The organism is Nitrosomonas sp. (assembly GCF_019635155.1).
Taxonomy (GTDB): domain Bacteria; phylum Pseudomonadota; class Gammaproteobacteria; order Burkholderiales; family Nitrosomonadaceae; genus Nitrosomonas.
The window spans coordinates 56,206-78,860 of the sequence record NZ_JAHBZY010000006.1 but is presented as its reverse complement, the minus strand read 5'-3'; the positions used below and the strand labels follow the sequence as shown (position 1 = coordinate 78,860).

Annotated in this window: 19 protein-coding genes; 13 read left to right on the top strand and 6 right to left on the bottom strand. The window is 48.8% G+C overall.

The annotated features are described in order from the left end of the window. Nucleotides 1-44: 44 nt before the first annotated feature. The 3 genes from dxs to KF839_RS05850 are packed head-to-tail and all read right to left on the bottom strand — an operon-like array spanning nt 45 to nt 3,062. On the bottom strand, nt 45-1,889 hold the full coding sequence (gene dxs / locus KF839_RS05860; RefSeq protein WP_292916903.1) for a 1-deoxy-D-xylulose-5-phosphate synthase: 1,845 nt from the start codon (nt 1,887-1,889) through the stop codon (nt 45-47). A 35-nt stretch (nt 1,890-1,924) separates the two neighbouring features. Then, a complete protein-coding gene (locus KF839_RS05855) occupies nt 1,925-2,818 on the bottom strand; it encodes a polyprenyl synthetase family protein (protein ID WP_292916902.1) in 894 nt (297 codons plus the stop codon). Continuing rightward, nucleotides 2,811-3,062: an exodeoxyribonuclease VII small subunit gene (locus KF839_RS05850; RefSeq protein ID WP_292916974.1), complete on the bottom strand. Its 252-nt coding sequence runs from the start codon at nt 3,060-3,062 to the stop codon at nt 2,811-2,813. The genes KF839_RS05855 and KF839_RS05850 overlap by 8 nt, the downstream gene beginning before the upstream one ends. 516 nt (nt 3,063-3,578) lie before the next feature. On the opposite strand from KF839_RS05850, the gene KF839_RS05845 reads away from it, so the two are divergent. The 8 genes from KF839_RS05845 (at nt 3,579) to KF839_RS05810 (ending at nt 11,656) form a co-directional block, all read left to right on the top strand. Then, entirely contained in the window at nt 3,579-4,049 is a 471-nt protein-coding gene (locus KF839_RS05845; RefSeq protein WP_292916901.1) for a hypothetical protein, read from the top strand. A gap of 122 nt (nt 4,050-4,171) precedes the next feature. Continuing rightward, the gene (locus tag KF839_RS05840) at nt 4,172-5,323 is read left to right on the top strand and encodes an N-acetyltransferase (protein WP_292916900.1); all 1,152 of its coding nucleotides are present in this window, start codon (nt 4,172-4,174) and stop codon (nt 5,321-5,323) included. Between the two features lie 140 nt (nt 5,324-5,463). After that, nucleotides 5,464-6,546 carry an LPS export ABC transporter permease LptF gene (gene lptF, locus KF839_RS05835; RefSeq protein ID WP_292916899.1) on the top strand — a complete coding sequence of 361 codons (1,083 nt, stop codon included), beginning with the start codon at nt 5,464-5,466 and terminating at the stop codon, nt 6,544-6,546. After that, the gene (gene lptG / locus KF839_RS05830) at nt 6,462-7,604 is read left to right on the top strand and encodes an LPS export ABC transporter permease LptG (RefSeq protein ID WP_323802048.1); all 1,143 of its coding nucleotides are present in this window, start codon (nt 6,462-6,464) and stop codon (nt 7,602-7,604) included. The genes lptF and lptG overlap by 85 nt, the downstream gene beginning before the upstream one ends. A 115-nt stretch (nt 7,605-7,719) precedes the next feature. Next, nucleotides 7,720-8,952 (top strand): CDP-alcohol phosphatidyltransferase family protein, encoded by a 1,233-nt coding sequence (locus KF839_RS05825; RefSeq protein ID WP_292916898.1) that lies wholly within the window; start codon nt 7,720-7,722, stop codon nt 8,950-8,952. Nucleotides 8,953-8,978: 26 nt separating this feature from the next. Next, nucleotides 8,979-9,971, top strand: a complete 993-nt coding sequence (locus tag KF839_RS05820; protein ID WP_292916897.1) for a diacylglycerol/lipid kinase family protein — start codon at nt 8,979-8,981, stop codon at nt 9,969-9,971. Nucleotides 9,972-9,979: 8 nt separating this feature from the next. Next, a complete protein-coding gene (locus KF839_RS05815; RefSeq protein WP_292916896.1) occupies nt 9,980-10,951 on the top strand; it encodes a hypothetical protein in 972 nt (323 codons plus the stop codon). 54 nt (nt 10,952-11,005) lie between these two features. Continuing rightward, the gene (locus KF839_RS05810; protein WP_292916895.1) at nt 11,006-11,656 is read left to right on the top strand and encodes a DUF2959 domain-containing protein; all 651 of its coding nucleotides are present in this window, start codon (nt 11,006-11,008) and stop codon (nt 11,654-11,656) included. Nucleotides 11,657-11,689: 33 nt separating this feature from the next. On the opposite strand, the gene nadC is transcribed toward KF839_RS05810, so the two are convergent. Then, entirely contained in the window at nt 11,690-12,535 is an 846-nt protein-coding gene (nadC, locus tag KF839_RS05805) for a carboxylating nicotinate-nucleotide diphosphorylase (protein ID WP_292916894.1), read from the bottom strand. Between the two features lie 109 nt (nt 12,536-12,644). On the opposite strand from nadC, the gene KF839_RS05800 reads away from it, so the two are divergent. The 5 genes from KF839_RS05800 to bamC all read left to right on the top strand — a co-directional run bounded on the left by KF839_RS05800 (nt 12,645) and on the right by bamC (nt 21,850). Further along, entirely contained in the window at nt 12,645-14,138 is a 1,494-nt protein-coding gene (locus KF839_RS05800) for an FMN-binding glutamate synthase family protein (RefSeq protein ID WP_292916893.1), read from the top strand. Between the two features lie 197 nt (nt 14,139-14,335). Beyond that, on the top strand, nt 14,336-17,008 hold the full coding sequence (locus tag KF839_RS05795; protein WP_292916892.1) for a putative bifunctional diguanylate cyclase/phosphodiesterase: 2,673 nt from the start codon (nt 14,336-14,338) through the stop codon (nt 17,006-17,008). Between the two features lie 65 nt (nt 17,009-17,073). Then, nucleotides 17,074-19,659 (top strand): ATP-dependent chaperone ClpB, encoded by a 2,586-nt coding sequence (clpB, locus tag KF839_RS05790; protein WP_292916891.1) that lies wholly within the window; start codon nt 17,074-17,076, stop codon nt 19,657-19,659. Between the two features lie 144 nt (nt 19,660-19,803). After that, the gene (gene dapA / locus KF839_RS05785) at nt 19,804-20,691 is read left to right on the top strand and encodes a 4-hydroxy-tetrahydrodipicolinate synthase (RefSeq protein WP_292916890.1); all 888 of its coding nucleotides are present in this window, start codon (nt 19,804-19,806) and stop codon (nt 20,689-20,691) included. 1 nt (nt 20,692) lies between these two features. Further along, nucleotides 20,693-21,850: an outer membrane protein assembly factor BamC gene (bamC, locus tag KF839_RS05780; protein ID WP_292916889.1), complete on the top strand. Its 1,158-nt coding sequence runs from the start codon at nt 20,693-20,695 to the stop codon at nt 21,848-21,850. Between the two features lie 91 nt (nt 21,851-21,941). Here the strand turns inward: bamC and KF839_RS05775 are convergent, their stop codons facing one another. After that, complete coding sequence (locus tag KF839_RS05775; protein WP_292916888.1) at nt 21,942-22,163, bottom strand: hypothetical protein; 222 nt, start codon at nt 22,161-22,163, stop codon at nt 21,942-21,944. 336 nt (nt 22,164-22,499) lie between these two features. Then, nucleotides 22,500-22,649 (bottom strand): hypothetical protein, encoded by a 150-nt coding sequence (locus KF839_RS05770; protein ID WP_292916887.1) that lies wholly within the window; start codon nt 22,647-22,649, stop codon nt 22,500-22,502. Nucleotides 22,650-22,655 lie beyond the last annotated feature (6 nt).

Sequence of the window (22,655 nt, the reverse complement as noted above, 5' to 3'; positions counted from 1 at the left end):
ATTCATTTACCGCCGAATCTGATGATCCACCGATCCCGGTAAAGTTATGCAAACATTATTGCTCGCACTGATTGAACGATTCCATTCTTGTCTAATCCGCAGTCCGCCAGCATTTGCGCATGCTCGCCTTGATCGATGAAAACATCCGGCAAGCCAAGCTGTAAGACCTTGACAGTGATTCCTTGGTTGTTGAGCGATTCCATCACCGCACCGCCCGCACCGCCCAACACGGTATTTTCTTCCACCGTTACCAGTAACTCATGGCTGCTTGCTAACGACGCCACCAGATCATCGTCCAGTGGCTTGATGAAACGCATATTGGCAACGGTTGCATTCAATTCTTCCGCAGCTTGCAAGCAGGGCGCCAACAAGCTGCCAAACGCCAGCAATGCGATTTTCACGCCTTCACGGCGGATTTCACCCCGCCCAATCGGCAATGCTTTCATTTCCTTTTGAACATTGACACCCGGTCCGGTTCCGCGCGGATAACGAACCGCCGATGGCGTATCCAATTGAAATGCAGTATACAACATCTGCCGGCACTCGTTTTCGTCAGCGGGCGCCATCACCGTCATGTTAGGAATGCAGCGTAAATAGGATAAGTCAAAACTTCCGGCATGCGTCGGTCCGTCCGCACCGACCAAGCCAGCCCGGTCAATCGCAAATACCACCGGCAAGTTCTGAATCGCAACATCATGGATCAATTGATCGTAGGCACGCTGCAAAAAGGTCGAATAAATCGCCACCACCGGCTTCAGTCCATCACAAGCCGCTCCTGCGGCAAAAGTTACAGCGTGCTGTTCGGCAATGCCGACATCAAAATAGCGGTCAGGGTACTCCTGAGAAAAACGCACCAGCCCGGAACCTTCCCGCATCGCCGGCGTAATTCCGATTAAGCGGGAATCCTGCGCCGCCATATCGCACAACCAATCGCCAAATATCTGGGTATACGCCGGTTTGCCACCCGCTTTTGCGACTATTCCTTTTTTCGGATCGAATTTACCGACACCGTGGTACAAAATCGGATCTTCTTCCGCTACCTTGTACCCGGCGCCCTTGCGCGTCACTACATGCAGAAACTGCGGACCATCCAGCTCCTTGATGTTATTCAGTGTAGTAACCAGCACATCCAGATCGTGACCGTCGATCGGACCGATATAGTTGAATCCGAATTCTTCAAACAAGGTACCCGGGGTCACCATTCCTTTGACGTGCTCTTCCGCGCGCTTGGCCAGCTCCAACACCGGTGGCACGACACCCAGCACTTTCTCGCCGGCGCGCCGGGCGGTCGCATAAAACTTTCCCGACATCAGCTTGGCCAGATAATTATTCAAGGCACCAACCGGCCGGGAAATCGACATATCGTTGTCATTCAAAATGACCAGTAAGTTGGCATCCATCACACCGGCGTTATTAAGCGCTTCAAACGCCATCCCGGCGCTCATGGCGCCGTCACCGATGATAGCGATCGCACGCCGGTTGGTCTTGTTTAAACGAGCCGCTACCGCCATTCCCAACGCGGCACTGATGGAGGTGCTGGAATGCGCGGTGCCGAATGCATCGTACTCGCTTTCATCGCGACGGGGAAACCCGGCGATTCCGCCGTGCATGCGCAATTTGCTCATGCCTTCGCGCCGCCCTGTCAAAATTTTGTGCGCATAAGTCTGATGCCCGACATCCCACACCAATTGATCATACGGGGTATTGAAAACATAGTGCAGTGCGATCGTTAATTCGACAGTTCCTAAATTAGACGATAAATGACCACCGGTTTGCGCTACCGAATCAACTAAAAAGTCACGTAACTCATTGGCAAATTGCGGTAATTTTTTTTGATCCAGTTCACGTAATTGGGATGGTAAGTTAATGGTATCTAACAGTGGATACATTCAATGCCTGAAAATAAAAAGTGTGGAAAAAACAATTAGAATTTACGTTTAATAATAAAATCGGCGACTTGCCGCAATCTTAACGCAGCATCATCAAATTCATTAAGTGCTTGGTACGCATCGCGTTGGAGTTTCTCCGCCAATTCCCGGGCTTGACTGATACCCAGAATACTGACATAAGTCGGCTTGTTATTCACTGCATCTTTTCCGGCAGTTTTACCAAGCGTCGCAGTCGTCGCCTCGGAATCGAGCAAATCATCAACCACTTGAAAGGCCAAACCGACACATTTGGCAAAATGATCCAATTTAACCAATTGATCTTCGCGCAACAAACTACTGCAGCGCGCTCCCAGCATCACGGCGGCACGAATCAACGCGCCCGTTTTGTGTATATGCATGAATTCCAATTCCGGAAGGCTCAGCATTTTTCCGACGCTGTCCAAATCAAATGCTTGCCCTCCCGCCATACCTCGTGAACCGGAAGCTAATGCCAATTGCGCGATCATCTTCAGCTGCGTCTCTGCAGTATCAGCAATGCGTTTTTCCGCTAACAATTCAAAGGCAAGCGTTTGCAGACTATCCCCGGTCAGCAATGCAGTCGCTTCATCGAATTCAACATGGCAAGTAGGCTTTCCACGCCGCAGGACATCGTCATCCATACAGGGCAAATCATCATGCACCAATGAATAAGCATGAATCAGTTCCACCGCGGCGGCAACCGCCGTTACCCGTTCAACATCCGCTTCGGAAAGCTCTCCGGCTGCAAACGATAATAATGGCCGCACCCGTTTTCCACCGCCCAGTACCGAATAACGCATGGCTTTATGCAATCGTTCCGGTACACAGTCAACCGCTGGCAATCTTGCTTCCAGAAAGGTTTCAATCCTTGCTTGGCAGCGACTGGCCCAATTCTGAAAATCATTATTCATTGCTATCGGATTTCGATAAATCTTTCAACATGCCGGCTTCCAGTATGCGCACTTGCTGTTGCGCAGCCTGTAGCTTGTTCTGACAGTATTGCAGTAATTCTGCTCCTCGTTGATAGGCGGATAGCGATGCTTCCAAAGACATTTGTCCCGCTTCCATCGCTGTTACGATTTTCTCCAGTTCGGCTGACGCCGCTTCAAAACTTTCCGGTGGAGCCGAAACAGCCTGTTTAGATGATTTGGTCATAAAAATCACAAACCGGTCGATACTAAGGAAACACTGATATTTATTGTCTGTAGAAGCGAATTGCTGCGCCGGACGATACTCGAAAAATTGCCTATCACGTTGATAAGCTTCACTTCCTTCGATCCGTCCGCCTTGCACTTTTCTTGCCCGCCGGGTGATTCAGCGTTTCCCAAAATAAACCTAATAAAAATTGTTTTATAAAAAAAGGAAAATAACGCAATTAGCAGCATCAGGTCAATGCAATTTTAGGGAAACGCTGAATTTCGATGATTTATTCAACGGTAAAATTGTCAACGCTTCGGTTTAACGGATACCATTCCATTCGCAATATTGATACATGAAACTGACTATGGCAAGATACAGCTTTGAGACAGTATGAGCGGAAACAAATACTTTCACAAATCTTCCGAAGCCTTGTTTCTCAATCAGTAAATCGCTGGTCTCTTTACGTTTCCCGGGTAGAGATTCTTACCAATAGAATCCATTTTGTAACTTCTAACATTTATTGAGACGATCTTGAACGAAAACATTGATCAAATCGCAGCGTATTTCGAGAACGTACCGCTCTGGCCGTTTTTGATATTTGGCCTCTTAGGGATAGTGGCCTTTATGATTGACGTCATCAACCGCAAACGGCGCGCTTATGCAATCGAAAGCTTCCGCGCCACGATTGAGGAAGAGCTGGCGGACATGTATCCGGTGCATAAACGTTGGCCCAAAAATATCAATCACTACCTCACGGCCCGGTTACCGGAAATGCACCAGAATTTTGAAGTGCTTCGCGTTTTTATCCCTCAGAAACGCTTATCCGCATATAACACCGACTGGAATAATTTTCGGGACTTCTGCCGTAACATTACCGATGAAAAAATTGCCGCTGCCGAGCAAGACGCCGCGGATTCCAATCAATCTTCCAAAACTCAATCTGATCCGAAAGAAGTTTTTCATCAGCTTATATCGAATCTGATGAGGCATACCAATCTATAACCGTTTCTCTATTGCGCTTTTGCGGTATCAATCGATACATAAAAAAATCGATACCCAGTTAAGCGATCGGTTAAATGTTTCCAGCTCAATACATTTACATCAGTTAACAGTCCCTTTCTATCATGAGTCACATCGACGTTCCGGCCAGCTCTAAAATTACGGTTCGCCCGGTAATGACTTATCGCGATATGGGTCGATTTATCGATGTACCCTGGCATATTTATGCTGATGATCCCGTGTGGGTACCGCCGTTACGTCTCGAACGCCGCTTTCATTTCTCCCGTTTCAACCCGTATTTTAAACATGGTGAATGGCAAGGCTGGATTGCTTATCTGAATGATCAACCGGCAGGAAGGATCAGTGCGCAAATTGACACGTTGCACCAACAACGTTATGGCTCGGATAGTGGTCACTTTGGCTTGATGGAATGCATTGAAAACTCCGAAGTCTTCGCCGCGCTCATCATGCATGCGGAAGCATGGCTGGCATCGCGGGAAATCCGCCGGATCAGCGGTCCGTTTAATTTCTCGATCAATCAGGACTGCGGCATCCTGGTCGATGGGTTTGATACGCCGCCGGCCATTATGATGCCCCATTCCGCACGATGGTATGGCCGGTTACTCGAAGAACAAGGCTATCACCCGGCAAAAGATTTATTAGCTTATAAGATCAAAGTCGAGTTTGAAATACCGGCTGTCATACAATTGGTCATCAAGCGATTCTCTCCGCAGATCCGCATGCGGACCCTGCAACGCGATCGCTTTGACGAAGAAATGGAAACGTTGCGCAGCATTTTTAATGATGCATGGTCGGAAAACTGGGGGTTTATCCCTTTTACTCAGGAAGAATTTGCCGAGTTGGGCAGTAGTTTACGTTTATTGCTGCCGGATGATTTTATTCAGATTGCCGAAGTCGATGGTAAACCGGCGGCATTTATGGTGGGATTACCGAATTTGAACGAAGTATTAAAAGAATTAAACGGCAATCTTTTCCCCTTCGGCTGGCTCAAGCTTATCAACAGAATCAGAAACCGGCAAATCCGCTCCGGGCGCATCCCGCTGATGGGTGTCCGCAAACAATACCACAACACGCCGATCGGGCTGGCGTTAGCTTGTCTCGTCATCGACGCTCCCAGGCAAGCGGGTATCGCCAGAGGCATCGAGGAAGTTGAACTATCTTGGATATTGGAAGATAACGTAGCCATGCGCCACATCCTTGACCAAATCGGTAGCGAACAATACAAACGCTATCGTATTTACCAAAAAGTATTGTGAAATGACTAACAGGCCGTTGAGAAACGCTCTCGATGAAATCGATGCAAGGCAAAAGCAGGCAAGAATATGCAGTGTATAAATATTTTGAATCTGTCTCGAATTTTCATTCATCTTATCGAATCATGCTGCCATGAGGATCTATGAAACTCATTGAGCGATATGTCGCGCGTGAAATCATGCTGCCTTTCACGGTCGTGGCGCTTATCTTGGTCGGCTTGTTCGCCAGCTTCAGCAGCGCCCGGCTGCTGGCCGGAGGCGTAACAGAAACGTTGGGAATCGCCGCGTTGATCAAGCTGGTATTCCTCAAAACCCTCATCGCTCTGGAAGTATTGATCCCCATCGCACTCTATATCTCAGTCATCATCGGTCTTGGCAGGCTCAACAAAGATCACGAGTTGATTGTCATGCGCACCTTCGGATTGAGCGGTTCGCGCCTGGTGCTCATCGTTCTGACCGTAGCGATACCGGTCGGCATTTTGAGCGGCATGCTGTCGTCATATGTCCGTCCGTGGGCTTATGGTGAGAGCTACATTCTGGATGCGCAGGCGGAAGCGGAATTGAATACCAACCGTTTTCAAGCCGGCCGTTTTTACGGTAGCGAAAAATCCGGCAGAGTTGTCTATATGCGGACTAAGGACGAGTTCAGCAGGGAAATGCACAATATTTTTCATTTCACGAGAAAGCCGGACAGCAGTGAAATCGTATTCGCCAAAAAAGCTCATCAGATTCAGCCGACAGTACAAGAACCGAGGCCGCATATACAATTATTTGATGGCGTGGTCTATCAATTAACCAATGCGGTCACGGTGGATGATGTCATTCACTTCAAAAACATGACTTATTTTATCGATAACGACATGGTCGTGAATTACCGGCGCAAAGCCGCAGCAACCCGTACCTTGTGGGAATCGGATCAACCACGCGATATCGCGGAACTGCAATGGCGAATTTCCCGCCCTCTCGGAACCGTACTACTGGCTCTGATCGCAATGACATTTATCCGCCTCTCGCCGCGCCAGGATAAAACCGAACGAACTTATTTGCTTGCCGCTTTAATCTTCGCCGCCTACTACAACCTGACCGGATTGGCCAGAACCTGGGTGGAACAAGGTGTGGTCGGCAGCATGCCAGGAGTTTGGTGGTTGGAATTCATGCTGCTGAGCACCCTCGTCATTTATTGGCTGATCACAGCAAAAAACAAAAAATCGCCGCATCCATCATGATCCTTTATCGCTATATCGTTTATCAAGTAATAGCCGGTTTCGCAATCGCCACTGCGATTTTGTTACCGCTTTTCAGTTTTTTTGATTTATTGGATCAATTGGACGATGTCGGCAAAGGCACCTACCGCGTAAGCGATGCATTTCTCTATACCGTCATGCTGTTACCGCGCCGATTCATCCAAATCGCACCTTTCATTGCACTAATCGGTACCGTCATTGCGCTTGGGAAACTGGCCGTACATTCGGAATTGATTGCGATGCGGGTAGCCGGCCTGTCGCCCTTGCGTATTAGCCTTGCGCCATTAAGCATCGGGGTGGTGTTGTTACTTGGCGTCGCGATTCTGGAACAATTTGTAGCCCCTCAGTTACAACAAAGAGCAATCACTTACAGAGCGAATGCGTTGGAATTGACGGTTGAGCTTGGCAGGAATCTCGGGATTTGGACCCGGAACGAACACAGCATTTTGCGCATCGGTCAAATTGTCCATAACACGAGAGCCGCCGATATTGAAATCCTACAACTGGATTCGGATGGTTTTTTACAGACGCACACACTTGCACAATATGCGGATATCGTTGGTAACGACGTTTGGCAATTGAGCAATGCCATTATCCGCACGTTTAAAGATGATCAAATTACCGCCGCACGTGCCGACACCATCCACTGGAACTCGTTCGTCAAACCGGATGACATCGCCACGCTGACCAAACCGCCCGAAAGTTTGTCGCCGATCGAATTGGCAAAACATGTGGAATTCCTGCGAAGTACCGGTCAAGATGCGGATTCCTATGCGTTAGCGCTATGGCGAAAAATCGGCAGCGCCTTGATGACGATTGCGATGTTGCTGTTATCGATCCCGTTCGTGTTCGGATCGATCCGCACAGGCCTCAGCAACAAACTGGTATTCGCCACCCTGATCGGGATCACAGTTTATTTGCTCGACCAGATTATTGCCAATACCGGCTTGATCCTGCGCTTAAACGCCGCGTTCATTGCCTTAGTACCAAGCATTGTGATGATTCTGATCGCTGGCTTCTGGCTGCGGCGGACTTTTTAGCGATACGCTGTTATTGTTTCCGGAAAACATCTAAAATCGCAGAGTCTTGCGAGACTCGGCCTATTTTTACGGGATCGGGCGATCCAATCAGAATAACACCCTTGAGCTATCACACATGTCGACTTCAACCTACATTTACATTTTCGGAGAAGATACAGTCACCATTTGGGGATTAACAGGACGCGAGCGTTTGGCGCGGATGCTGAAACCTTACCCGCAGTTGATATTCATCGACGATGCCGAGAAAATTCCCGGCAGCGCTCAGGCATTGTTCCTGAATGCCAATTTCCTATTTGATGCGCGTGTATTGAAAGCCCTGCTCGATCTGGACAGAAAGGCTGCGCTATACAATGACGAAGGATGCCCGGCTGCGATATTGACCGACGGCAATTACGCACCGCAGTTATTGCGCAATCTCAACAACAATAAAGACCATAACTATAAATTCGCGTTGCTGACAATCCCGCGGATCGGTCTGAAAGATCTAAAAATCGATTTTCAGCAAAACCTGAAAAAGAAAGATCCGCCGTATATTCTGCCGGTCAGCCTGGAAAATAAACCGCTGCTTGAAAAAGAGCTGTTTTCCGGATCGTACAAAGGCGTTACCGATCTCATCACCAAATGGGTCTGGCCGCTGCCTGCGTTCTGGGCGACGCACTACTGCGTGCGCCGGGGCTGGCAGCCCAATCACGTCACCTACGCCAGCATCGTTTTCGCCGTGCTGGCGGGCGTCGCATTCTGGTACGGATTCTTCGGCACCGGTTTAATCATGGGTTGGTTCATGACCTTCCTCGATACCGTCGACGGCAAGCTGGCGCGCGTCACCGTCACCTCCAGTCGTCTCGGCGATGTATTGGATCATGGCCTGGATATCGTGCATCCGCCGCTATGGTATATCGCTTGGGGAGTTGGGCTGGCAGGCACAGCGACGCCTTTAACCGGGCTGGGCGTCTTGATGACATTGATGTTTCTCGGTTATGTCGGCGGCCGCTTGTGTGAAGGCGCGTTCCAGTTCGGTTTGGCGTCATTCGATCTATTTATCTGGACCAAGCTTGATTCGTTCAATCGCCTGATTACGGCAAGACGCAACCCGAATCTGCTGTTACTCAGCTACGGCTGGCTCACCGACCAGCCTGATTTCGGATTGTTGATGGTGGTCATCTGGCATCTGATCTCGACCGTATTCCTGCTTTGGCGTGTTGTTTCCGCCTGGAAAATCAAGCTGCAAGGCGGAGTCTTGAGATCCTGGTTGCAGGATATCGATCCGGCGCGCGATCGGGATATATTGGCCGTGAGAATCTTCACTCGCCCGCCGATCGAGTTGAAAAAACCGTTCCCGCTATCGTAACTTTGATTAACCTTTAATCAATCCTCATGACGCTGTCAACGCGCATCGACCGCCTGAAAACCGGAGCAGCCAAGATCGGATGTTTGCTGAACCCGATGGGTGGCCAGGTGCGTAAACGTGCAGCCGCCATCCGGCAAGCGCTGCACGCAATCCCGAATTTGATCGTGTGCGAAGCACAAGATGCCGCATCTTTCGAAACCGCTATTGCGCAATTGCTGCAAGCGGATATCGATCTGCTCGTGATCATCGCCGGTGACGGTACCACGCACGCGATTTTCGGTCATCTATTCGCGGCCCGCGTGCCCGCCGACTGGCCGCTAATCATGGTCGTACCCGGTGGCACCACCAACATGACGCCGCTGGATCTAGGCATGCGAGGCAAACCTGAGCCAATCATTCAGCGGCTACAGATGTATCTGCGCCAACCAATAGCGCCTCATTTGGTGCAACGCCCGGTATTGCATATCGCACAACCGGGTATGCCGCCGATTTACGGCATGTTCTTCGCCGTCGGCTTGGTCGCTCGCGGCGTTAAATTCTCACGCAGCCCGGTCAAGAAAATCGGAATCACCGGTGGCATTTTTACCGCGCTGATCATGCTGCGTTCACTGTTCGGCATGCTATTTGGCCGCCAGCAAAGTGCCTGGTCGCCGGTCACCCTGACGTTGACCGAAGCCAACGGCCGAACACACCGCGGCACTTACCTGTTCGCCTTGGTCAGCGCGCTGCACTGCCTGCTACTCAATATCCGCCCGTATTGGGGTACCGAGCCGGAACCGCTGCACGTCACCCTGGTCGATCAGCAGCACAAATGCTTGTGGCGTTCACTGTGGCCGCTGTTATCGGGTGGCGGCCATGTACTACAGGAAAAAGAGGGCTATTACAGTCATAATACCGCCCGTTTGACGATCGAAATGGACGACGAATATATTGTCGACGGCGAACTGTACCGCTCTGCTTCACCGCAATCGCCAATCACCATCGCCGCCACCGATCCGGTTACATTTTTGGTGTTATAGGAGCCATCATGACACTTGCATCCGCCACTCGCGAATCATTGCCCGCCGAATTGCTCGAAGCCGTTGCGGCGGAAAGCGATCAACCGGTTTCACCGGGCTTCGCGCCACTGATCGATGCATTGCTCCAGCGTTTTGGCGATTCGCTCGATGCCATCGTGCTATACGGTTCTTGCTTGCATTCCGCGATCAGTCTGGACGAAGGTATTGTCGATCTGTACGTGGTTGTCGACGACTACCGCAAAGCTTATCCCGAACGACATCTCGCCCTTTTCAATGCCTGGCTGCCGCCGAATGTGTTTTATCTGGAAGTGCCGCATCAGGGAAAAACTCTGCGCGCCAAATACGCGGTGATTTCCACCACCGATTTTGAAGCCGGTGCTCGCGAATGGTTTCATTCGTATATCTGGGCGCGCTTCGCGCAGCCGTCGCGACTACTGTTTGCGCGGGATAGCAACGTGCGCCAGCGGCTATACGCGGCAATGGCGCATTCGGTACTGACTTTTTTGCGATCCGGGGTACCGGCGCTTAAAGCCGGTCGCTACAATGTTGAGCAGCTTTGGACGCACTGTCTGTTATTGACCTATGCCGCTGAGTTGCGCGCCGAAAAAGCAGGCCGCGCCAATCATCTGGCGAATGCCAACTTGACCGCATTCACCCGCTTCACCGCTGCCGCTCACCCCTTACTGGCTGATATACTGGAGAAACAAACGGACGGCTACTACCGTTGCCTGACCGATGCGGCAACCCAAAAGCAGGCGTTATGGCGCTGGCGCGTGCGCCGCTGGCAAGGCCGGGTACTGTCGATTCTACGCCTGGCGAAAGCCACGCTGACTTTTGCCAACAGCGTCGACTACGCCGCCTGGAAAATCGAACGCCACACCGGCGTGCGCGTCGAAGTCACACCGTTGCTGCGCCGCCACCCGATTCTGTGGGGCTTGAAAGTCGCCAGCCGGCTCATACGGCGCGGCGTACTGCACTAACACATAATATAATGTGCTCACAACCAACGAAATCTTTAATTGGAGACATACCTTATGAATCATTTTGTTCGCTTATCCATTCTTCCGATCTTAATGATGCTCAGCGCCTGCACCACGATGTACCTCGAAGGATTGGAAAAAGTCGGTATCCCGAAGCGCGACGTAATGGTGTACCGCGTTGAAAAAGCCCGCGACACCCAGCAGGAAACCAAGGAACAATTCAAGTCGGCATTGGAACAATTCACCGCCGCCACCCATTTTCAAGGCGGTGATCTCGAAGCCACGTATAAACGTTTGAACGATGCGTATGAAGCCAGTCTCAGCAAAGCCGAAGAAGTCCGCAACCGCATCGAAGACATCGAAAGCGTATCGGAAGCCCTATTCACCGAATGGAAGCAGGAAATCACGCAGTACAGCAACGCTTCCTTACGGCAAAACAGTCAACGCAAACTCGAAGCCACGCAAGCGCACTACCATCAATTGATCACCTCGATGAAGCAAGCGGAAAGCAAAATTCAGCCGATTCTGACGGTATTCAACGATCAAGTCATGTACCTCAAACACAACCTCAACGCCCGTGCCATCGCATCATTGAAAGGCGAACTCGGCAACATCAAATCCGACGTGTCGGCGCTGATCGCCTCAATGGAGCGCTCGATCAACGAAGCTAATGCGTTTATCAGTACGATGGATAGCAACAAGTAATCCAGAAATCCGCTCCCGTTTTCAACTTGCGCTTCATACGAAGCGCATCGACAAATCCAACGCCTGGATGTTCTTAGTCAAACTGCCGATCGAAATCCGGTCGACGCCGGTTTCCGCGACTTGACGCACGTTTTCCAGGGTGATATTGCCGGAAGCTTCGAGGATCACCGGTGCTCCAGTCTGTTGACGGGTGAATGCGACGGCTTCGCTTAATTGCGCGGATGTGAAATTATCCAGCAATACCATGCGAGCATCGGCAGCCAGTGCTTCTTGTAATTCTTGCAGCGATTCCACTTCAATTTGGACAAACACACCCGGCGGTGCGATTTCCCGGGCTTTGTTTAACGCCGGTTGAATGCCTCCGGCGGCGATGATGTGATTTTCCTTGATCAGAATCCCGTCGTACAAGCCAATGCGGTGATTCACCCCACCGCCGCACATGACCGCGTATTTTTGCGCCAGCCGCAAACCCGGCAGCGTTTTGCGCGTATCGACAATCACTGCGCCGGTTTCGGCGATAGCATCGACAAACTGCCGGGCTTGCGTCGCCACGGCCGATAGCAATTGCAGAAAATTCAACGCGGAACGCTCCGCTGTCAACAACGCGCGGGCATTGCCACGGATCTTGCACAGTTCCTGTCCGGCCTGCACTCCATCGCTATCCTTGGCAAACCACTCGACCGTACTCGCCGGATCGAGCGACCGGAAACACGCCTCGAACCACTGTGTGCCGCATAACACCCCGTTTTCCCGGCTAATCACCGTAGCGGCTAACGCGGCTTCCTCCGGAATCAATGCAGCCGTCAGATCACCGCTGCCGATATCCTCTTGCAGCGCGCGTTGTACGTTGGCGCGAATTTCATCGTGTAAATCTTGCAATTTTTATCCCTTTGGACTGTCAGCCAGTGCATTATAGTGCACTCAAGTTATTCACTTACGTTCTTTGAACAGCTAGTATAGCGATTAGCCCGCGAAATAAGGAGACGACATGTCCGGCGCATTCGACTTTATCTTTTATAGTATCGCCACAATGCTGGGGGTGGCTCTTGTCGGTTTGATCGTCGTCTGGTTCATCCAGGACGTGACGCAAAAGAAACATTCGATTCTGCGCAATTATCCGGTCATTGGGCGTTTACGCTATTTCTTCGAGATTCAAGGCAAGTATTTCCGGCAATATTTTTTCGCCAATGACCGCGACGAAATGCCGTTCAATCGCGCCACCCGCGGTTGGATTTACAAGAATTCCAAGAATAAAGGCAGCTTGGTCGGTTTTGGTTCGACCAACGATTTGCGTCAGCCGGGTTCGATCATTTTTGTCAACGCCGCTTTCCCGATTCAGGAAGAAGATCAATTGCCGACACCGTCGCTGCGGATTGGCGAAGGTTATTGCACGCAACCGTTCGAGGCGAAATCAATCATCAATATCAGCGGCATGAGCTATGGTGCGATTTCAAAACCGGCGGTACGGGCGTTATCGCTCGGCGCGGCGCAGGCGGGTTGCTGGTTGAATACCGGCGAAGGCGGATTGTCGCCGTATCACATCGAGGGCGATTGCGATGTCATCATGCAGATCGGCACTGCAAAATACGGTATCCGCGACGAGCATGGCAATTTTTCACCACAACGCGCAAAAGAATTAAGCAAGGTGGTTAAGGCATTTGAAATCAAGTTATCGCAAGGCGCGAAACCCGGCAAGGGCGGTTTGCTGCCGGCCAGTAAGGTGCACGAGGAAATCGCGGCGATTCGCGGCATCCCGGTGCACCAGGATTCGATCAGCCCGAATCGCCATAAGGACATCAATAATATTGACGAATTGCTCGACAAAATTTGTTACATTCGTGAATTGACCGGACGTCCGGTCGGGATCAAGACGGCGATCGGCGGCTGGAATTTCATCAATGAATTATGCGACAGTATCAATCGCCGTGGATTGGAATACGCACCGGACTTTCTGACGATCGACGGCGGCGAAGGCGGCAGCGGCGCAGCACCGCAAACCTTGATGGATCATGTCAGCTTACCGATCGCGGAAGCGCTGCCACGCGTCGTCGATGCCTTGCTGCAATCCGATCTGAAGAAACGCATCATCGTCATCGCCGCCGGAAAATTGGTGACATCGGCGGAAGGTGCTTGGGCATTGTGCGCCGGTGCGGATTTTGTCAATACTGCGCGCGGTTTTATGTTTTCGCTCGGTTGCATCCAGGCGATGCGCTGCCATCTGAATACCTGTCCAACCGGCATCACGACCCACAACGAACGGCTGCAAAACGGCTTGGTCGTAGAAGAAAAATACCTGCGGGTTGCCAACTATGCTCGGAATGTTAATAAGGAAATCAATATGATCGCGCATTCGTGCGGACTTCGGCACGCACGGGAGTTTAAACGCGAACATATGCGTGTCGTCGAGAGCGCCGGTAAGAGCATCGCATTGAATATTTTGTATCCCTATCCGGAAGCCGCTAAGAAAAAAAACCCGGATTAATCCGCCCGTTATCGGTAACCGGCGAATCAGTCTTTTTTATCAAGAATCATCAAATAAGCTCGCATTAACACTTCATTTCGAGAATTAAAGGGGAAAAATCTATTAAATATATACTTAAGTAAAGTATTGAATTACCGATAATACATGCCATTAAATCGATATGAAATCTTTACTACAATAACCGGCAACCACACGCAATGCTTCGTTTCTTCATCAATCAAGATGACAAAAAAACATTTGTAATAAGTGGATTAACACTGACGACACTGATTTTTCTGGCTGGCCTCTCGGTCTATACTGTGATGCAACGGCAGATCGAAGCTATGACAGCCGCTGGTCTCGAAGCAACATTAGAGAATACCGTCAAGCTCATTGAAAATGAGATCACGCATTCAGTCGCAAATACCAGAGCCATTTCCACGCGAATTTTTTTGATCCAAAGTTTGGAAAAAGTGTATTCGAATGATTCCAGATCCGAAGGCATCGCAGGATTGCAGGAATCGGCGAAAAAGATACTTACAACGCACTTCTCAGGTATTAGCATCTACGATACCGAAGATAATCTGCTCTTAACCGCGGGTACAATTTCCAAGCATGCTACGCTTCCCGTCGAATTAAACACCCATTCGGAGGTTCACACCTTATTATTCTGGAATCAAGGGTTTGTGTTACAAAATTCCCTCCGGATTTTTAATAAAAACAATCAATTGGTCGGCCGCATAACCACCGAAGAACAGCTATCAGGCCTCACACGCATTTTCACCGATACGCCTCTGGTAGGTAAAACCGGGGATTTTTTACTTTGTGCTCCAGCAGCAAACAGTGACCTCGAAATGGATTGTTTTCTGCGTGCTTTTGACGGCAATCAATTTAAGCGGGTATCGCGCGTCATAAATAATAAGCCGCTACCGATTCATTTTGCTTTAAATGGTGAAACCGGTACGAAACTCCTTAAGGATTACCGGCAGGTTGATGTCGTCGCCGCACATGCGCCTGTCGCCTACGGACTTGGCGCCGCACTAAAGATTGATAAAAATGAACTCAATAACTACTTCACGCATCAAGTCAAGATAATTATCACTTATCTGACCCTGATTTTATTGTTCGGAATTGCGGTAATCCATTGGATGACAATGCCTTTTATCCAACGATCCATTAAACAAAAAGAATCCTATTTGAATGAACGATTAAAAGAAAATATTTGCCTGGAAAAAATTCGAAATTATCTGGCGCAAGATCAATGCATAGAAGAAACCTGTAAAAATATTCTAAGTTTCTTATTGTCAGTCTTCGAAACCCAAGAAATGGTCGTTGCCAAAATCAGTCTTGAGAATAAACAGATTACCACACCCGGATATCGAGAAAACCTGCCCAATACTATTGAAGCTGCAATTATCGCAAATGGCCAGCAGTGTGGATCATTGCAGTTGGCTTTCATGCACGAAGTTCCGCATGGATTGGTTTATCAGAAGAATCTGATCGGCACCATCGTTCACGACCTTGGCAGATGGTATGAGCGCAAAGAAGCCGAAAAACGCATCATTGAGATGGCAACTCACGATGCATTAACCGGTCTTCCGAATCGCAACTTGCTGCAGGACCGTGTCGAACAAGTATTGGTGCATGATACGCGGCGGCAACGGCAAATGGCGGTTCTATTTATCGATCTGGATCGTTTCAAAACGATTAATGATTCACTCGGGCATGATATCGGGGATTTATTGCTTAAAGCAGTCGCCAATCGATTAAAATTCTGTGTCCGTACCGAAGATACCGTAGCCCGCCAAGGCGGTGATGAATTTATTGTCGTGCTCAATTCCATCGCCGAATCGCTGGACGCCGCGAAAGTTGCTCAAAAAATCCTGGATTCTCTGATACAGCCATTTTATATCCATGGCAACGAGCTTCATATCGGCGGTAGCATCGGCATCGCGGTATTTCCCAATGATGGCAGCACCGCCGAAACGTTACTGAGAAACAGCGATGTCGCCATGTATCATGCCAAGGAAAATGGCCGTAACAATTACCAGTTCTTTACCGATGAGCTTAACAAGTCAGCATATGAAAGACACACTTTGAGCCTGGATCTGCGTTATGCGATGGAGCGGAACGAACTGATACTGCATTACCAACCCGTGATGGATATGCCCAATCATCATCTGTATGGACTCGAAGCGTTGTTGCGTTGGCGGCACCCGGTGCATCAATTGATATCACCTGACAAATTTATCAATCTGGCGGAAGAAACCGGATTGATTATTCCCATCGGCGAATGGGTTTTAAAAACCGTCTGCGTGCAAATTAAAGCATGGCAAAATCAAGGCTATTACGTACCCCGAATTGCGATTAATTTATCTGCACGGCAATTCCGCGATAAAGATCTCATTACCAATATCGCACAAATCCTCAGAGAAACCGGGGTGGATGCAAAATATATTTCGCTGGAAATTACAGAAAGCATGTTGATCGACAATATTGAGAAAGTAGTGGAAACGTTGAGCAGCCTGCATGCAATGGGATTACATATTTCCATTGACGATTTTGGAACCGGTTACTCGAGTCTCAGTTACTTGAAGAAATTCCCTATTCATACGCTTAAGATCGATCGATCTTTTGTACGCGACATCGTCACGGACAAAAATGATCGAACCATTGTTGCGGCGATTATTGCAATGGCGCATAGCCTTGAATTGGATGTCATCGCGGAAGGAATTGAAATAGAAGAGCAGTTAGCTTTCCTTACCGAACAAAAATGCAATCATTACCAAGGTTATTATTTCAGCAAACCGGTTCCAGCACTGGAAATCGAAAACATGCTCAAACCGGTTCTGCAAAAAACCAAAATTCGCGCTATCCATTCAATAATGTAATCCCCACTTGAAATTTCGCACCTTTCCCCCACGTAAGCATCAGTTACCTACGATGGGAGAATTTAATGCGTTTCGACAAGCTTACTACCAAATTCCAACAAGCATTTGCTGATGCACAAAGTATTGCAATCGGTCAAGATAGCCCAACTATCGAACCTCAACATCTGCTGTTGGCATTATTGCAACAAGAAGATGGCGGCACGCTATCCTTATTACAGCGTTCCGGCGTCAACACCGCACCTTTACTTGATAGCATCAAACAAAGCATTCAGCGTCTGCCAAAAGTAGAAAACTCCGGCGGAGAAATTACTATTTCCCGCACTCTGAATAATCTACTCAACTTGGCTGATAAAGAGGCACAGAAACGCAACGACCAATTTATCGCATCCGAGATGTTTCTGTTGGCGGCGTCACAAGACAAAGGTGAAGTCGGTACGTTGCTGAAACAACATGGTGTCAGTGCCTCCGCTTTGGAAAAAGCCATTAACACCGTACGGGGAGGAGAACAAGTCAGCAGCGCAGAAGCCGAAGGTAGCCGTGAAGCACTCAAAAAATATACCTTGGATCTTACCGAGCGGGCTCGGCAGGGAAAACTGGACCCGGTGATCGGACGCGACGATGAAATTCGCCGTGCCATTCAAGTGTTACAGCGTCGCACCAAAAATAATCCGGTGCTGATCGGAGAACCGGGTGTCGGTAAAACCGCTATTGTTGAAGGACTTGCCCAGCGCATCATTAACGGAGAAGTACCCGAAAGCCTTAAAGATAAACGTGTCCTTGTGCTAGATATGGCAGCGCTATTAGCGGGTGCAAAATATCGTGGGGAATTCGAAGAGCGTCTCAAGACCGTGCTGAAGGAACTTGCGCAAGACGAAGGAAAAACCATTGTATTCATCGATGAGCTACATACCATGGTAGGTGCCGGTAAAGCAGAGGGCGCCATGGATGCCGGCAACATGCTGAAGCCTGCTTTGGCGCGTGGCGAGTTGCATTGTATCGGGGCCACAACATTGGATGAGTATCGCAAGTATATTGAGAAAGACGCTGCGCTGGAACGGCGCTTTCAGAAAGTATTAGTGGAAGAACCAACGGTAGAAGCCACAATTGCGATACTTCGCGGTTTGCAGGAAAAATACGAGCTACACCATGGCGTGGAAATCACCGATCCGGCTATCGTCGCAGCGGCAGAGCTTTCTCATCGCTACATTACCGACCGTTTCCTGCCGGACAAAGCCATTGATCTGATCGATGAAGCAGCCGCACGCATCAAGATGGAAATCGATTCCAAGCCCGAGGTAATGGATAAACTGGATCGCCGCTTGATTCAGCTCAAGATCGAACGCGAAGCGGTGAAAAAAGAAAAGGATGAAGCTTCGCAAAAACGCCTGACACTGATCGAAGACGAAATTCAGAAACTTGAACGCGAATACGCCGACCTTGAAGAAGTATGGAAAATCGAGAAAGGTGCAGCGCAGGGTGCGGCCAGCATCAAGGAAGAGATTGATCACGTGAAAGCGGAAGTGATGAAATTCCAGCGGGAAGGCAAGTTGGACAGAGTGGCCGAATTGCAATACGGCAAACTTCCGCAGCTTGAGGCCAAATTGAAGGAAGCTGCGCAATACGAAGCTGAAGGCGGACAAAACAAGTTACTGCGCACCCAAGTCGGCGCCGAGGAAATTGCCGAGGTCGTGTCGCGTGCAACCGGCATCCCGGTAGCCAAAATGATGCAAGGTGAGCGTGAAAAATTGCTGCTCATGGAACAGAAACTGCATGAACGGGTAGTCGGACAGGATGAAGCGGTTCGATTGGTATCCGATGCAATTCGCCGGTCACGCGCTGGTTTATCCGATCCTAACAGGCCGTACGGATCATTCTTGTTTCTTGGTCCTACCGGCGTTGGTAAAACAGAGCTCTGTAAAGCGCTCGCGGGATTCTTGTTTGATTCCGAAGATCATTTGATCCGGATCGATATGTCAGAATTCATGGAGAAACACTCCGTTGCCCGCTTGATCGGTGCACCACCTGGATACGTCGGTTACGAAGAAGGCGGCTATTTAACCGAACTTGTCCGTAGAAAACCGTATTCGGTCATTCTGCTCGACGAGATAGAAAAAGCGCATCCGGATGTTTTTAATGTGTTATTGCAAGTGTTGGATGATGGACGGATGACTGATGGCCAAGGACGCACGGTCGATTTCAAGAATACCGTGATCGTAATGACTTCGAATCTGGGATCGCAGATGATTCAAGAAATGTCCGGCGGTGAATATCAGACGATAAAAAATGCAGTCATGAGCGAAGTCAAAACCTACTTCCGGCCGGAGTTTATTAACCGGATTGATGAGGTCGTGGTCTTCCATCCGCTGGATCAGAAACATATCCAATCAATTGCCAGAATACAGTTGCACAACTTGGAAACCAGGTTGGCCAAACTTGAAATGAAGCTGGAAGTTAGTGATGCGGCGTTATCGGCGATCTCACAAGCCGGTTTTGATCCGATATTTGGTGCGCGCCCTCTCAAACGAGCCATTCAGGCACAAATTGAGAATCCGCTCGCTAAAGAAATTCTGGAAGGTCATTTTGTTGCAAAAGACACGATCCGGGTTGATTTCAAAAATGACGCCATCAGCTTCACCAAGGAAACACAATAGATTATTATCTTCAATGACTTGTAATGACATATCAAATGATTGCCGCGCTACAGGCAAGCCATTGGTTTGCCTGGATAGCTCGTGAGGCTGCTTAATTAAGACCAGATTCGGGTAGAATGTATTTTTTTAACTGGGAAGCTTGTCATGTTTAAAGGTAGCTTGGTCGCTATCGTAACTCCCATGGATGAAGAAGGTGGGTTGGATTTGGATCATTTCCGCTCCCTTCTCGATTTCCACATTGAACAGGGTACCGATGGCGTGGTTGTGGTTGGCACCACAGGTGAATCACCGACTGTTGATTTTGAAGAACATCATTCGTTGATGCAGATTACAGTGGACCATGTTGCGGGGCGCATCCCGGTCATCGCGGGTACTGGCGCCAATTCAACACGTGAAGCTATCGACTTATCGATTCATGCTAAAAATGCGGGTGTTGATGCCTGCCTTTCGGTTGCGCCCTATTACAACAAGCCTACTCAGGAAGGACTCTATCAACATTTTAGAGCAATCGCCGAAGCGGTCGACATCCCACAAATTCTATACAATGTACCCGGCAGAACAGTTGCCGACATTCATAACGAAACCGCATTACGCTTGGCCCAAATTCCCAATATTATCGGGATCAAGGATGCAACCGGCGATATTGGCCGAGGCACCGAATTATTACTCAAAGCACCGCGCGGGTTTTCCATTTATAGCGGCGATGACGCCAGTGCATTGGCGCTGCTACTTTTAGGCGGGGCCGGTGTCATCTCGGTTACTGCCAATGTCGCGCCTCGTATGATGCATGATATGTGCACTGCGGCTCTATCGGGCGATCTCAATACTGCACGTGAAATAAACAACAAACTGTTACGCTTGCATATCGATCTATTTATTGAAGCGAACCCAATCCCGGTCAAATGGGCTGTTACACAAATGGGATTAATTGGTCATGGGATCCGTTTACCTCTAACGCCTCTATCCGAAAAATACCATCAACTTATCCGTCAAGCCATGCAATCAGCCAGTGTTCACGAATCAAAGAGGTAAGATGTTAAAAATGAATTGGCGCAATGTAATCGTAACATCTTCAGTATTGTCGCTTTCATTAATCCAAATAGGCTGCAAAACAATCGACCTGTTTCCGGATACCAAAACGATTGATTATAAATCGGCGGGACGATTACCTCCGCTGGATATTCCACCCGATCTGGTGCAACCGGCAGTCGACGAACGCTATTCAATCCCGGAACTTAGCTCATCCGGCAGTACCACTTTCTCTTCTTACAGTAGTGAACGCGGCGGACAACAAACAGCCGGTACGTCCAGTTTATTGCCATCATCGGTACAAAATGTACATATTGAGCGATCCGGAACACAGCGATGGTTGGTAGTACCACAATCTCCCGAACTCGTATGGCCGGTTGTAAAGGAATTTTGGCAGGAATTAGGTTTCTTGATCAAAATCGAGATTCCGGAAGCCGGAATTATGGAAACCGACTGGGCGGAAAATCGCGCAAAAATTCCTCAGGACCTCATTCGCTCTTTCATTTCCACTTTCTTGGATAGTATTTATTCCACCGCCGAGCGGGATAAATTCCGTACTCGCCTTGAACGCAGTGAGACGGGTAATACCGAAATCTATATTAGTCATCGTGGCATGATCGAAGTTTTGGAAGGCGGCAACCTCAATCGATCAATCTGGCAGCCCCGTCCGGCGGATCCTGATTTGGAAGCGGAAATGCTATCACGTTTAATGATACGCTTCGGAGTGGAAGAACAAAAAGCAAAACTGGAATTAACCACGGGTAGAAGTAGTACCTACGAACGCGCCTTTATTGACAATGAAGGAACTTCGTTGATTGTTTATGAAACGTTCGACAGATCGTGGCGGCGCGTTGGCTTGGCGCTTGATCGCATCGGCTTTACCGTAGAAGATCGTAATCGGGAAGAAGGTATATATTACGTACGTTTTGTTAGTCTCGACAAAGACAGTAAGAAAAAAGGCGATGATGAAGGGATTCTCTCAAATATCATGTTCTGGCGAAGCGGTGATAAAGACAATACAAAAGCTGCAAAATATCGCATCCATGTTCATAATGCCGGAACGAATTCAAGCAAGGTTACACTATCAAACGATGACGGATCGGCTGTAAATTCCGTCACAACCGCGCGGATTCTTAAGTTATTGCACGAACAGCTAAAATAAAAAACAATGTATCGATTCAGCGAGATAAGAAATAAAAAACCGCCTTGTTAGGCGGTTTTTTATTATGATGAGCGGCTTACTTCGCTATCAATTAATGTCCTGGTTTGCTTGTTCCACCATAAGGACGAGCATCCGCACCTTCTTTCAAGCAGTTGCCATTCGCATCGATTCCATGAGGACAGTCAGGATCTTCCCCGCGGAGGGCTCTTTCATAATTTTCTCTTTCAGTTTCAGGTAACGCTTGATTTTTTGCACCACCACACGCAGATAAGGTCAAGGCAAACAATGCAGCAGCCAGAAGTGAGTATTTCATTGTAAATTTTCCTTATAAAAGTTCTTAAAAGTTTTGCAGTATATAACGAATTTAAACAACCACCAAGCGTATTCATATGCTTAATGGAAAGTTACTCGGAAGATATCTGCTCTTAAGGATTACATCGCTTAGATAAGTAATATCTATTTAAATGACTTCCTTTTTTCTGCAAGTCCATTTTCAACTTCTGTACTCTAGGTTAAAAAGGAACTTCAAGAGTTTGATCGATATTAAATGTAATCAGAATCCTTACGTTTAAGCTATCGATCAACTGATCGCAAACTCTCAAAAAAGAGAGTTCGTGACTTTTGGGCTTATCAATTCTGTTTGTCCTGTTTATTTCAATTCTTCAGGCTCAGAATCTCTTGGTGCATAAGCTGATGGAGGCGGTTTATCCATCGGATAACCATCAAGACTTTTCTTTCCTTCACATGCACTTAAAGTCAATATCGCGAAAGCAAGCGCCACAAGTGAAAATCTCAGCATTTAATC

Excerpts from the sequence above, each read along its gene's own strand:
- KF839_RS05850 (WP_292916974.1), bottom strand. The coding sequence starts at position 3,062 with ATGACCAAATCATCTAAACAGGCTGTTTCGGCTCCACCGGAAAGTTTT.
- KF839_RS05840 (WP_292916900.1), top strand. The coding sequence starts at position 4,172 with ATGAGTCACATCGACGTTCCGGCCAGCTCTAAAATTACGGTTCGCCCG.
- KF839_RS05855 (WP_292916902.1), bottom strand. The coding sequence starts at position 2,818 with ATGAATAATGATTTTCAGAATTGGGCCAGTCGCTGCCAAGCAAGGATT.
- dapA (WP_292916890.1), top strand. The coding sequence starts at position 19,804 with ATGTTTAAAGGTAGCTTGGTCGCTATCGTAACTCCCATGGATGAAGAA.
- clpB (WP_292916891.1), top strand. The coding sequence starts at position 17,074 with ATGCGTTTCGACAAGCTTACTACCAAATTCCAACAAGCATTTGCTGAT.
- lptF (WP_292916899.1), top strand. The coding sequence starts at position 5,464 with ATGAAACTCATTGAGCGATATGTCGCGCGTGAAATCATGCTGCCTTTC.
- KF839_RS05825 (WP_292916898.1), top strand. The coding sequence starts at position 7,720 with ATGTCGACTTCAACCTACATTTACATTTTCGGAGAAGATACAGTCACC.
- KF839_RS05810 (WP_292916895.1), top strand. The coding sequence starts at position 11,006 with ATGAATCATTTTGTTCGCTTATCCATTCTTCCGATCTTAATGATGCTC.
- KF839_RS05820 (WP_292916897.1), top strand. The coding sequence starts at position 8,979 with ATGACGCTGTCAACGCGCATCGACCGCCTGAAAACCGGAGCAGCCAAG.
- dxs (WP_292916903.1), bottom strand. The coding sequence starts at position 1,889 with ATGTATCCACTGTTAGATACCATTAACTTACCATCCCAATTACGTGAA.
- KF839_RS05815 (WP_292916896.1), top strand. The coding sequence starts at position 9,980 with ATGACACTTGCATCCGCCACTCGCGAATCATTGCCCGCCGAATTGCTC.
- KF839_RS05795 (WP_292916892.1), top strand. The coding sequence starts at position 14,336 with ATGCTTCGTTTCTTCATCAATCAAGATGACAAAAAAACATTTGTAATA.
- KF839_RS05770 (WP_292916887.1), bottom strand. The coding sequence starts at position 22,649 with ATGCTGAGATTTTCACTTGTGGCGCTTGCTTTCGCGATATTGACTTTA.
- KF839_RS05800 (WP_292916893.1), top strand. The coding sequence starts at position 12,645 with ATGTCCGGCGCATTCGACTTTATCTTTTATAGTATCGCCACAATGCTG.
- bamC (WP_292916889.1), top strand. The coding sequence starts at position 20,693 with ATGTTAAAAATGAATTGGCGCAATGTAATCGTAACATCTTCAGTATTG.
- KF839_RS05775 (WP_292916888.1), bottom strand. The coding sequence starts at position 22,163 with ATGAAATACTCACTTCTGGCTGCTGCATTGTTTGCCTTGACCTTATCT.